Consider the following 12,593-nt stretch of genomic DNA (forward strand, 5'->3'; position numbering starts at 1 on the left):
TCACCGCTATGTTCGCAACTTACGTGCCAAACTTTATTGCGGTATCCGGTTTATTGCGCACTATCCGAGGCGCATTGAAATTGCTGCATCCATTTATCGCGTAAAGCGGGAGGCTCTGTTGCGCTGATCAGCAGCGGGATCGCTCGGGCCACTACCGGAAATCCAGGTTCCAGTTGAAATAGACGTCCGAAGCGAGACGCGCAACTCACTTTATCAACTATTCCTGATAATTCAAAAGAAAAAGATATGAAGGAAGAGAGAGGCGCCAATAGTTGACGCCCCTATTGTTTGTTTGTCCATTATGTGCGGCACTCCAATCCATGAAAAAGAGGTACCAGCTGTTGAGGTTGCCGGTTACTTCTCAACAAATGCGCGCTCAATCACATACTCCCGCGGGACACCAGCGCGGGTTTCCTTGAAACCCCAACTGTCGAGGATTGACGTTAGATCCTTTAGCATGGCCGGCGAGCCGCAAAGCATAAATCGATCTTCATCTGTATTTGGTTTAGGTAAGTTCAGATCATTGAAAAGTTTGCCCGAAAGCATCAGATCAGTGAGGCGTCCATTATTGCGGTAAGATTCACGAGTCACTGTCGGGTAATACATAAGTCCTTCCCTTACCATCTCACCAAAGTACTCATGCTCTGGAAGCTCGTGTTCAATGTAGTGCTGATAGGCAAGCTCTGACTTGTATCGCACACCATGGGTAAGGATTATCTGGTCGAAGCGCTCGTAGACACTCGGGTCTTTGATGATACTCATAAACGGCGCTAGCCCTGTACCGGTCGAAAGGAGCCACAGGCGCTTGCCCGGCAACAAATGATCGGCGACCAGGGTTCCCGTTGGCTTGCGACTGACGAAGATTTCATCTCCAGGTTTGATTTTCTGCAGCTGGGAAGTGAGCGGACCATCCGGCACCTTGATACTGAAAAATTCCAGCTCATCTTCATAATTGGCACTGGCTATCGAATAGGCACGCAACAGTGGTCGGCCATTTGGCTGCGCCAAACCGATCATAGTGAAGTGACCGTTTTCAAATCGGAACCCCGGGTCACGGCTTGTTTTAAAGCTAAACAGCGTGTCATTCCAGTGGTGGACTTCCAGCACCGTTTCCGTATTCAGGTTTGACATAAAAATATAACCGCTTAATCCAGAAATGCTTGTGGGCCGAATTTTAGCGCCACATGCGATATCTGGACAGTGGGATATTTTGATACCAGCTATCTATTTAATAGATATAGACTCGGTATTCTAGTTGCCCGCGTGGATCAGCTTGAAGCGCGGCTGGTTGCCGTATTCGGAGGTGCTGAGGTGCTGGTGGGAGCGCCCTCTACTGACTCGTGCGCTCCCAACTTCACTCGATACACCAGCGAACAACCCAGCTAGCAGGTTCTGTCTGGAATACACGGGGAGGCGTTACGCATAGCTATTTCAGCAATGAACGATCAATCGCATTCGTTCTGTGTTTTACGTATTCGACCCATTGACGAATTCCGGTACGTCGCGCAAGGACATGCTGCAGCCAAAGAACGAGGCCCCATTTTCTGATGTTGTAACGCATGCGATAGACACGGTTTTGAACCTTCAGCGCGAGTTTTTCTTGTATCGTGAGCGCGCATGTATCACGGGAGAAGGGCTGATACCCCTGTTTCATCATTTGCTCGCTCGTCAGTAATTCGATCCAGCGGATTTCTCGAGCCGATGATTTGGACTTCCACTGCTCAGCGTATTGCTTTGAAGGGCAGCTGTAAGTGGTGTCTCGATCCAACTTGAGCATTTCCGGGTCGAACTTGAGAGAGAGGAATTCACAGAGGCGCGACAATTCCTTTACGGGGTTCTCAACGAGCTGTTCATAGAAAACCTCGATTGCTTGACCAGGCTGCTCCTGTGTTCTCAAAAGCTCACGTCGCTTTTCGAAATCGCACCATATTTTTGCGCCTTCATAGACATTTCCCACCCAGCCCATCCCGATGCAAGAGCGGGCAACATCTCTGGGATCTCGGTAGAGATGTATGTACCGGGCGTTGGGCCAAAGCCTGGGTAACAGGTCTACACGCGAGTGGATCGACGCGCCAACGACTGGTTGGGGATTGCGGAGGTAAAGTTGCCGGAGAAAGTCTTTAACTAATGCTGGATAATCCAGTTCAGGGTCAATCGCCAGGTTCATTGCACTGGTCTGCCGATCGATTTTAACAAAGCGCCAATAGTCTTCGAGGTCGGGCCATCGATCACCGCGGGCCTGGGAAACAGCGCCCTCAAACTCCCCAAACATATGTATCTTGGGGTGGTGATCCAAGAGTAATCGGAGAAGTGTGGATCCGGAGCGCAGTGGGCCAATAACAAATACCGGCGCTTCGAGGGCGAGGCTCGCTTGTTGCTCAAAATCTTGTCTGGGCTGGTGAGACATATCCCTGCTCTCTCACAAAGTGTCCTCCAGTTACTGGTGGACCTTGTTTAGTAAATCCATTTACTTTGCCCATTGAGCCTTGCGGCCATGATGAGCGGTGGCGTCCAGTGTTGCCTTGGCTACAGACACGGACTCATAGAGACATACCGAAACCCGGTAAAACATCCAAATTTAACAATACGGCGCCAATTGGATGGGGATCACACTCTAGCAAGATACGCTGACAAAATAAAAGATTGATCTGTGATCCCCGCTATGGCGCCAGGATCATCCCAAAGGACAAAGATTCCATTCTTGTGGCGGTGTCGTTTTTCTTTCTATCTATTGCACAAAGTGTGCCCGAAACGAGCCCATGACATGCTGCAGATCGCTCCCTATTACAGGAATATGAAGAATCCGGCGCTGCTAGCGCTAGATTTTGCCAGCACCCGTTTTCTGGCTGAAGTCCAATCGCCCCGTGATCGAAATTTGTTCACTGCAGGTCCTATGGTCGATATACAGACACCCGTATTTGCTGTAGCGCTGTATTCAATGGAAAATGCCAAAAACGCAGCGCCTAGTCTGTGGTTAACATCGATTCGAGCATCTCCATGCGCTACTCCTTGCGTCAATTAGAAGTTTTTCTCGCCTGCGCGCACTACCAGAACGTGAGTCGAGCTGCGGAAAGCCTCAACATGTCACAGTCTGCGGCTTCCACCGCGCTCAAAGAGTTTGAGCAACAATTCGACCTGCGACTTTTCGAGCGGACAGGTAAACGTCTGCGCCTGAATGAGCTGGGGCGGCAGCTTTGGCCGAGGGCGGAGGAACTACTGGAGCGTGCAAGGGAGTTGGAAGTTAGCCTGCAGGCGCACGGTGACCTCGGGCGATTGAAGATCGGGGCCACGTTAACCATCGGCAATTACCTGGCCGCCGATATCATGGCTCGTTACATGGAAGAGCAACCTGGCGCGCGGGTGGAGCTGGAAGTGGCCAATACCGCGGCCATCTCCCAAAGGGTACTGAATTTCGAACTCGACCTTGGACTGATCGAGGGGGAGCTGAATCATCCCGATCTGGAAATGATCCGCTGGCGGGACGATGAGCAGGTGGTGTTCTGCGCACCGGATCACCCCCTGGCGAAACGCGCGCAACTGAGCGATGAAGACCTGCGCAAAGCTACCTGGATTCTGCGGGAAACTGGCTCTGGTACCCGGCAGACCTTCGAACGCGCGCTGGCGGGGCTACTACCGGAACTGAATATCCGCCTGGAGCTGCAGCATACTGAAGCGATCAAGCGCGCAGTGGAAGCAGGCCTGGGGATCAGCTGCCTCTCGCGCGTATCATTGACAGATGCCTTTCGTCGCGGCGCACTGATTGAGCTGCCGGTACCGCAAAGGGATTTCAGCCGCGAGTTTTATTTTGTGCTACATCGGCAAAAGTATCGCAGCACGGGAATCGAGCGCTGGCTGGAACTGTGCCGGCAGCAGGCTTGACATGAACGCCAGCCAGAGGGGCTGAAGCCAGGCCCCTAGGCGGTGCTGTTTCAAAACTCCCTATTCCTGACCCGCTTTGCGCGCATCCAGACGGCGAAGAAATTCCTGCAGTATTAAGCGATAAAGTTCCTTACCCAGATACTTATCTTCCACGCCACTATCGATGGAAGGATTGTCGTTCACCTCGATCACATAGCCCTTGCCCGCTGACTCTTTTACATCCACGCCATAGAAACCGCGACCAATGGGCTTGGTTGCCTTCAACGCCGCCTGCAGTACCGGCTTGGGCACCTCAAACGTCGGCAGGGTGGTAAACCCTCCGCTCACGGTTTTCTTGCTGCCGTGGTTGTATATCTGCCAGTGATTCTTGGCCATGTAATAACGGCAGGCGTACAGGGGCTTGTTATCGAGTACGCCAATGCGCCAGTCGAATTCTGTATACAAAAACTCCTGTGCCAGTAGAAGGCTCGACTCCGCAAACAGCTCTTCGAGTTTGCTGTGCAATTCGTCTTCCGAATGAACCTTTACCACGCCCCGGGAGAAAGAGCCGTCGGGGATTTTCACCACCATCGGCAAGCCGATTTCTTCCAGCGCCTTCCTCAGGCTTTCCTCGTCACCGCGACGCAGGATGCAGGTGCGCGGTGCCGGCACCTTGTGATTGGTGAACAGATCCGCGAGATATATCTTGTTGGTACAGCGCAGGATGCTGGTGGGATCGTCCAACACTACCAGACCCTCTGCCTCGGCTTTTTTCGCAAACCGGTAGGTGTGGTGATCAATCGCGGTGGTCTCGCGGATAAACAGGCCGTCAAATTCCGACAGGCGCATGTAGTCCCCGGGGCCGATCAATTCCACCGATAGGCCGAGCTCGCGCCCGGCGCTAACGAATTTTTTAATCGCGGCGCCATCGGACGGCGGCAACGGTTCTTCCGGGTTTACCAGAATGGCCAGGTCATAGCGGCTGTTGCTGGGCTTCTTGTGCTGACGCCATACCTTGTTACTGAAGTTATCCAAGGCCTCGGCAAACTCGGTTTCTTCTCCCTCGCTCAGATCCCGATGGGAACAGACCTTTAACTCCACAATCTCCCACTGGGGATTGGCCTGCAGGTGAATCTCCAGCACCGGGCAGGCAAAGCGGTCAAACAATGCACGCGCCAATGGTTGCAGGGACGAATCTGCACAGCGACCAAAATAGGACTTCACCACGCGCTCGGTACCCGGTGCCGGCAGTGGCAGCTTCGCCAGTGCCGGAATCGCCTGGGATAGCTGCAGCTTGTACAGCTGCGGCAAGGCCAGATCGTTCAGCGTGCGTACGCTGGGCAATACATTGTGGCTCCGCGCCTCCGCCAGCAGGGAGCAGTAATAGCCCTCGCTGCGGTAGTCGTAATCCGCGCACAGGTTGATGACCCGCACCCGCTGCGAGCGGGCCGGCAACGCCAGGTAGTCGGCAAAGGTAATCACCCGCTCGCTCGGGTAGTAGGGGGCCCAATCGTCGGGCTGGTCGATCACAATCAGGATCTGGGACATTGTTTGGCGGTCTGCCTCTATAAATAGGTGGGCGGCACTGGGAGTCGGTAATGCGTGATCTCAGGGGGGCCTGGATAGCGAGTCAGAACGGCCTCGCTGAACGTGCGAAAGATAGAAGAAATCTCCGTTTCTGCCTAATACTTTTTGCGCAAATTTTCTCGCCAGATCAGTGGCTTCGATGAGAGGCTGCACAATCTGTCACGACCAGCCATCATACCAATAAACATTGCCTGTAAGACCAATTATGGTAGACTCAAGGGTGACTTTCGGCTCCCGGCGTCGACGCGCTATTTGGGGCAGGTTCGTATAACAACGATAGAATTCAGTGCTATGAAAAGCGATTATGTTGGAAGTGGCCGCCGTATATATCAGCAGGTGGTAGAAAAAATGTTGGCCTTGCTCGATAGTGGGGAGTACCCGCCCGGCGTGCGACTGCCTTCGGAGCGCGAGCTGTCGGAGATGTTCGATGTCAGCCGGCCAAGTATTCGCGAAGCCATTATCGCCCTGGAGGTCATGGGCCGGGTAGCAGTGCGCACCGGCTCCGGGGTTTATGTGATCGAACCGGTGAATTCCTTCACCGATACCAAGGACTTCAGCCCGTTTGAGCTCACCGAAGCGCGCGTGCTGATCGAAGGCGAGCTGGCGGCCCTGGCAGCCACCATGATTACCGAAGAGCAACTGGAAGACCTGCGCCTCGCCTATCGGGATATGGTACGCGAGAACGAAGAGGGTAACCTGACCTCCGAGCGCGCCGACCGGAAGTTCCACGAGGTCATTTCGCGCGCCACCAACAACCGGGTATTGATGAGCACCATCGATAAGTTGTGGGATATCCAGGGGCACTCACCGGACATCCAAACGGTGCACAAGAATGTGTGTAAAAAGGATGGGCAAAAACGCCTCGCCGAGCACAAGGCGATTCTGCAGGCGCTGGAAAACCGCGATCCGTGCGCTGCACGCAAGGCGATGCGCCTGCACTTCAATCGCTCATTGAACGCCTTGCACGATGCCTCCGAAGCAAAGGCGGTTGAAGTTGTACGCCGGGAAGTATCCGAACGCCGCAAGCGCTTTTCCATCGACCGGCTGGGCGAGACCACCGGGATCTGATTTTTTCGACCTGGATCGCAAACTCTCGGGGCCATACCACAAAGGGTATGGCCCTTTTTTGTGCCCGCGAATTAAGCCACCTATTCCAGGGCAGGAAAGCAGACACAAAAAAGCCCGCATAAAGCGGGCGAATAGTCTCCGAAAGGCGGCACCTTATCGGATGGAGAAGAGACAACCAATCAAACAAACCGAAGAACCTGCAACCCGCTCCGCAAGATTGGGCTACAGCTCCCCCTATGCCAAAGGCCCCGGGCCCGCATAACGGACCCGGGATAGCACTTAGAACTTGGCTTTCAGGCCAAGGAATACACGCGGTCCATAGCTGTTCATCTCACCCAGGTTATCGCGGGTGTAGAAGTACTGCTTCTTGGGCTCGTCAAACAGGTTGATCGCTTCCAGGCTCAGCTTCACGTTGTCGGTCAGCTGATAAGACGCTTTCGCCTCCCACACACCTACGTCACCGACGAAACGCAGTCGCGTGCCATTGCTGGTATAGGGCTGGAAGTACTCGCTGCGGTACTTGTAGATCAAGCTGGTATCGAAATCGCCGATCTGGTAGTACACCTGGCCGGAGAACACGTTCTCGGAGAAGCCGGGGATATTACCCGGGGCGATAATGCCGATGTTCTCGGAAACCGTATTGCCATCCTGGTCCAACACCACGGAGTCACCGTAATTGCTGTCTTCAAACTCGAAGTTGGAATCCGCGTAGTTGTAGCTCGCCTTGACACCGAGACCGCTCAGGTAACCGGGCAGATACGAGAAGCGATGCGTCGCGGTCATCTCAAAACCTGTGAGAGAGCTTGTGTCGTCATCGGTGCGGGTGATATTGAAATCCGCCGGAATAATCTCGCCATCAACTTCGAACGTCTCGACGATCTGTGCGGTTTCAAAGCCACCCTGGAAGCGTTTGTGATAAATACCAAAGGCCAACATGGTGTCGTCGTTCGGGTACCACTCGATGGCGGTATCGAAATTCCATGAAGTCAGCGGCTGCATGTTGGGGTTGCCGTCACCATCTACCCCGTCCAGCAGGTCAGCGATGTCGACAATGTCGTCCGCGCCGTTGGTATCGAACGAGCGCCGGTAACCGAGGTCAGACGGATCCGGGCGGGACAGGCCACGGTATACCGCACCGCGCAACAGTACTTCTTCGGTGAGTTCCGCAACCAGGTTCAAGCTTGGTAGTACTTCGGTGTAATCACCTCCAGCAACCACACGCTCCAGATCGGCACCCTCGACTTCCTGCATGGCATAGGTGCCATCGGCGTTGGTGATGATGGTGTATGGCGTGCGGTAACCCACGGACTCAACGTCGGTCTGCACCACGCGCACACCGACGTTACCGTTAATCGGCGTACCGGCGAGAGCACTGCTGAAATCAGCCATGACATAGGCGGCGGTAGTGGTTTCAGTCACATCGGTAACATTCGCACTTTTTTCTTCCAGCTCAGGGTAGGCAAACGTTTCGCCCAAGTGAGACAGCACCATGTCCGCAACACACTGGGTATCGAAAGTCGCCCACTCGTTCGCGCTTCCGGTTACGTTGCCATTCTCATCGACCATCGTGATGAGGCTGCCGTCACTCTCGGCACCCAGGAAGTCGCTTTCCGGGAAAGCGATAGCGCAAGCCTCGTTGATTGCCAGCAGAGCCGCTTCACTCTCATCGTCGCCACGGTCAATTTCATAGGTGTCGCGGGCGCTACCCAGATCGACATACTCGAGCTCGGAGAAACGCAGGCCGCCACGGACCGCCGTCACAACCTCATTATCCAGAACCAGGTCGAAGTCAGCACGGAACGCTTCGTTGGTGTTGCGGCGATCCACATCGTTGTCTACACGAATACGGTATTCGTCCGAGAACAGGGTGTGGTCGGTGACATCGAAATCGGTGACGGTGTACTGGCGGATCTCGGAATCCATGTCCCACGCAACCAGGGGACGGTATCCCGCTGCCGTGGAGTCACCGAAGACATCGCGGCTGTCGGACTGGGTGCGCAACAGGATTTGATTTTCGGTACGAGTAGTCTCGGAGAAGGAGTAGTCCGCGGAAACCGTCAGATTATCGGTAAATGCATAGGACACGTTCAGACCGTAACCGAGATAGTCTTCTGCGCGCTCATACGTTTCGCTATTGGACTCAATCGCCGTTTCACCGGCCCAGTTCAAAACGGTACCGCTATCGGTCACAACCAGCGACTCAGCGGTAACACCCGGGGTTACCCGCTTCATGTTGGCAAAGTTCAGATCATGCCGCAGTTCGGACTGAATCCGCTCAGACTGCTGCAGGTCAAAGTTGATATCGGTCTTGTCGTTCGGCTGGAACTGCAGCGCAACAAATACGGAATCGCGCTCATCTCTTGTATCGTTCTGGCGATAGCCATTGGAACTGGGCGCGAACGCATAGGCAATCCCATCGCTGACCGCTTTGCCGGTTTCGGGATCAACACTGGTGTTGTATCCCTGGTTGGAAGAGCCACCAATCTGGTCTTCACAGTCACCAGAGCTTTCGCGGTAAAAACCTTCGTTGGTTACGCTGGGATCGTTAAGGCAGGCGTAACGGGACGAACCGGTCGGGCTGGAAGAGCGCATTTCGGATTCAGGCTGGGAAATATCGCTGCGCTGATACCCGAGGGACACGCCAAATGCCATGCCGTTATCGAACTCGAACTGGTCTACATAGCTCGCGGTTCCGCGGAAACCGAGATCACCGGCCATCGGGTCGTCGATATTGGACTGGTTCGGATTGATATTCGCTTTGGCATCAAACTGGATACGCTGCTTGCCGTATTCCAGCGGCTTCAGAGTTTCCAGCTCGATCAGGCCGGCCACACCGCCCTCGATCAGGCTCGCATCCTGAGTCTTGCGAATAGCAACCTTGTTCATCAATTCGGAGGGGAACTGGGAAAAGTTCACCGAGCGGTCACCACTACCATTGGTGGCCATACGTCCATTAAAAGTCGTTGCGCTCAGGTAAGGCCCCATACCACGGATGGAAATCTCGGTAGCGCCGCCGTTTTCACGGTGCGAAGACGCGCCGGTTACGGACTCGAGTGCTTCGCCGATCGACAGCGCCGGCAGTTCACCAATCTCGCTCGCCGACAGGCCGTCGACGATGGTTACAGAGTTGCGCTTGATATCAATAGTGGACTGGATGGTGGCACGGGAACCGGTAACCACTACTTCTTCCAGAGCCTGGTCCGCTTGTGCTTCCTGACCATGAACGGCACCGGCGTAACCTACATAAGTCACTGCAGCGATTGCGCTTACCAGGAGTGACTTCTTAAAATTTTTCTCGTTCGCCATGTTTTCTCTCGCGTCTTTATTATTATCACGCATGCTAACCCCCAAGGATGTCTGCGCTGGTTGATAGTAACAAGGGCGCGCTCTCCTGGCGCCCTATTCATCGCCTGTGCCGCGGTTTTTTATGTCAGCCTTCAGACCAGTTACAACCTAATTCTGGCGGGCTGCCCGCGGCTGGGCCCGATCAAATTGTCACCCGCTTACAACACAGTCAACCAATTTCCTGAAAAAAATCACATTTTGGACTGACCCCTGAACAGTTTTTGTGCATTTTTGTGGAAAATTTTCCCTGATGCACCAATTCGGCACAAAATTTTGGTGGGAACTGGTTAACCCGATTGGTTGACAATTATTTTTGACCAATTTAGTCTGGCCCCATAATAAGTCCACAACGCCACCTGGCGCACTGATATGGTGCATTTAAACAGGGTTGGATCTGGCGCTGCGGGCAGACGTGATAACGCAAACGCAGAAAAATAAATCAGGTGATCATGAGCGCTTCCAGATTGAAACCATTACTCGCCGCCGCGCTGCTGACCGCGGGCCAGGCCTCTCTGTTCTGTGTCCACGCCTCCGCCGAGGAATACCTGGTACACAATCAGAAGGAATACGCCCGGGTGGTGAAAAGCCTGGAAGCGGGCGACACCGTGATGCTGGCGAATGGCGTCTGGAAAGATTTTGAAATTCTGTTCACTGGCAAAGGGAAGAAAGGAAAACCGATTACGCTAACTGCCGAAGAAAAGGGGAAGGTTGTGCTCAGCGGGCAGTCCAATCTACGCCTTGCCGGTGAACATCTGGTGGTTTCCGGCCTGGTGTTCAAGAACGGTTACACGCCGAGCAGTGAAGTCATCGCGTTTCGCCGCAACAAAGATCACCTGGCGAACCATTCTCGCGTGACCGAGATTGTCATCGAAGACTTCAGCAAACCGGAGCGTATGGACTCCGATTACTGGGTGGGCGTCTACGGCAAAAACAACCGCTTCGACCACAGCCAACTGGCGGGCAAGCGCAACAAGGGTGTCACCATGGCGGTGCGCCTGAACAGCAAAGCCAGCCAGGAAAACCGCCATCGTATCGATCACAACTATTTCGGCCCGCGCCCGGTACTGGGTTCCAACGGCGGCGAAACCCTGCGCATCGGTACCAGCCACTATTCTCTGACCGATTCTCTCACCGTAGTCGAAAACAATTTCTTCGACCGCTGTGACGGCGAGGTGGAAATCATCTCCGTCAAATCCGGCAAGAACATTCTGCGTAACAACACCTTTTTCGAGTCCCGCGGCACCCTGACCATGCGTCACGGCAACGGCAACCTGATTGAAGGCAACGTGTTCCTGGGCAATGGGGTGGACCACACCGGCGGTATCCGCGTAATCAATGCGGACCAGATGATTCGCAACAATTATCTCGAAGGTCTCACAGGCTATCGATTCGGGAGTGGGTTCACCGTGATGAACGGTGTTCCCAACTCTCCCATCAACCGCTACCACCAGGTGGTGAACGCGAAGATCGAGAACAACAGCTTTATCAACGTAGAGCATATCCACCTGGCCGCGGGCAGCGACCCCGAGCGCAGCGCGGTGCCGCAAGATTCCTCTATTGCCGACAACATCTTCTACAGCGAAAGCGGCAAGTCTCCCTTCTCTGTCTTCGACGATATCTCCGGCATTACCTTCGCCAACAATATCTCCAATGGCTTTGTGGACAAGAAAATCCACGAGGGAATTGATAAGGTCGTGGACAAACTGAAGCGCGCCGACAACGGCCTGCTCTATCCGGTCAGCGACTCAGCGGCGCAAAAAGGCGCAAGCAAAGATCTGGTGGTCACCACCAAAGAAATGACCGGCGCTCCCTGGTATCCGAAGTCCGAACCAGTCACCCCGTTTGGTAGTGGCAAGACCATCAGCGTGCGGCCCGGTGAGAATGCCCTGTTCAATGCCATTGTTAGCGCCGCCGACGGTGACACTCTGCTGCTGGAAAGCGGTGTGTACAGCGCAAGCAAGCGCCTGGATATCGACAAGACCCTGACGATCAAGGCGAAGAAGCAGGGCAAGGTTACCCTGACCAGCGAGCGTCCGGTGATGTTTGAAATCCAGGACGGCGGCAGTCTGTCGCTGGACGGTCTGGTGATTTCCGGAGCCAACAGCCCGGACAATGCCGGCAATATCCTGATCCGAACCTCGGTTTGGGGCATGCTGAAAAATTATCGCTTTTCCATGACCAACAGCCGGGTGGAAAACCTGGATATCAACCACTCCTATCACTTCTTTGATTCCGGTCTGCGCGCGTTTGCTGACACCATCACCCTGCACAACAATCACTTTGAAAATATCACCGGGGATCTGCTCAAACTGAATAAGGAGACGGACGATCTGGGTATTTACAACGCGGAGTATGTGATTGTTACCGGCAACACCTTCGAAAACGTGCAAGGTGCCATGGTGGATCTTTATCGCGGCGGTACCGATGAAAGTACCTTCGGCCCCCATATCGACTTCAGCAACAACACGGTCGCCGAATCCGGTAAAGGCAAGCGCAACAAGACACAGGCACTGATCAAACTCCATGGCACGCAAGTGGCGGATATTCGCGACAACCGGATCGAGAACAGTGCTGGCATCGTAGTCGAGCACACCGTCGGTGAGCCGGTCACCCATATTGCCAACAATCAGTTCTTCGGCGCGCCGCTGCCGGAAGTGACTGAGCTGGTGGCAAAAGGGCCGCACACTGCGATCCTCGCCAATAACGAAGTCAAGAACTGATCTAAAAAAAGAAGT

The 12,593-nt window shown here is 54.2% G+C and carries 7 protein-coding genes; 3 read left to right on the plus strand and 4 right to left on the minus strand.

Annotated elements, in window-relative coordinates; translation table 11 throughout:
• Positions 1–354: 354 nt before the first annotated feature.
• Together AU182_RS01325 and AU182_RS01330 are read right to left on the minus strand one after the other, a co-directional pair.
• Entirely contained in the window at positions 355–1,131 is a 777-nt protein-coding gene (locus AU182_RS01325) for a ferredoxin--NADP reductase (RefSeq protein WP_066959607.1), read from the minus strand.
• Between the two features lie 295 nt (positions 1,132–1,426).
• On the minus strand, positions 1,427–2,407 hold the full coding sequence (locus AU182_RS01330; protein WP_066959609.1) for a sulfotransferase: 981 nt from the start codon (positions 2,405–2,407) through the stop codon (positions 1,427–1,429).
• Positions 2,408–2,997: 590 nt separating this feature from the next.
• On the opposite strand from AU182_RS01330, the gene AU182_RS01335 reads away from it, so the two are divergent.
• Positions 2,998–3,879 (plus strand): LysR family transcriptional regulator, encoded by an 882-nt coding sequence (locus AU182_RS01335; protein WP_066961932.1) that lies wholly within the window; start codon positions 2,998–3,000, stop codon positions 3,877–3,879.
• A gap of 60 nt (positions 3,880–3,939) precedes the next feature.
• On the opposite strand, the gene AU182_RS01340 is transcribed toward AU182_RS01335, so the two are convergent.
• Positions 3,940–5,406, minus strand: a complete 1,467-nt coding sequence (locus AU182_RS01340; RefSeq protein WP_066959611.1) for a RimK family protein — start codon at positions 5,404–5,406, stop codon at positions 3,940–3,942.
• A 330-nt stretch (positions 5,407–5,736) separates the two neighbouring features.
• On the opposite strand from AU182_RS01340, the gene AU182_RS01345 reads away from it, so the two are divergent.
• Complete coding sequence (locus tag AU182_RS01345; RefSeq protein ID WP_066959613.1) at positions 5,737–6,513, plus strand: FadR/GntR family transcriptional regulator; 777 nt, start codon at positions 5,737–5,739, stop codon at positions 6,511–6,513.
• 279 nt (positions 6,514–6,792) lie between these two features.
• Here AU182_RS01345 and AU182_RS01350 read toward each other — a convergent pair whose 3' ends face one another.
• The gene (locus AU182_RS01350) at positions 6,793–9,852 is read right to left on the minus strand and encodes a TonB-dependent receptor (RefSeq protein WP_066959615.1); all 3,060 of its coding nucleotides are present in this window, start codon (positions 9,850–9,852) and stop codon (positions 6,793–6,795) included.
• A gap of 455 nt (positions 9,853–10,307) precedes the next feature.
• On the opposite strand from AU182_RS01350, the gene AU182_RS01355 reads away from it, so the two are divergent.
• Positions 10,308–12,578, plus strand: coding sequence for a chondroitinase-B domain-containing protein (locus tag AU182_RS01355; protein WP_082859143.1), 2,271 nt, complete (start codon positions 10,308–10,310; stop codon positions 12,576–12,578).
• Positions 12,579–12,593: the final 15 nt, after the last annotated feature.

The organism is Microbulbifer sp. Q7, assembly GCF_001639145.1.
GTDB lineage: Bacteria > Pseudomonadota > Gammaproteobacteria > Pseudomonadales > Cellvibrionaceae > Microbulbifer.

Excerpts from the sequence above, each read along its gene's own strand:
- AU182_RS01355 (WP_082859143.1), top strand. The coding sequence starts at position 10,308 with ATGAGCGCTTCCAGATTGAAACCATTACTCGCCGCCGCGCTGCTGACC.
- AU182_RS01340 (WP_066959611.1), bottom strand. The coding sequence starts at position 5,406 with ATGTCCCAGATCCTGATTGTGATCGACCAGCCCGACGATTGGGCCCCC.
- AU182_RS01345 (WP_066959613.1), top strand. The coding sequence starts at position 5,737 with ATGAAAAGCGATTATGTTGGAAGTGGCCGCCGTATATATCAGCAGGTG.
- AU182_RS01335 (WP_066961932.1), top strand. The coding sequence starts at position 2,998 with ATGCGCTACTCCTTGCGTCAATTAGAAGTTTTTCTCGCCTGCGCGCAC.
- AU182_RS01325 (WP_066959607.1), bottom strand. The coding sequence starts at position 1,131 with ATGTCAAACCTGAATACGGAAACGGTGCTGGAAGTCCACCACTGGAAT.
- AU182_RS01330 (WP_066959609.1), bottom strand. The coding sequence starts at position 2,407 with ATGTCTCACCAGCCCAGACAAGATTTTGAGCAACAAGCGAGCCTCGCC.
- AU182_RS01350 (WP_066959615.1), bottom strand. The coding sequence starts at position 9,852 with ATGCGTGATAATAATAAAGACGCGAGAGAAAACATGGCGAACGAGAAA.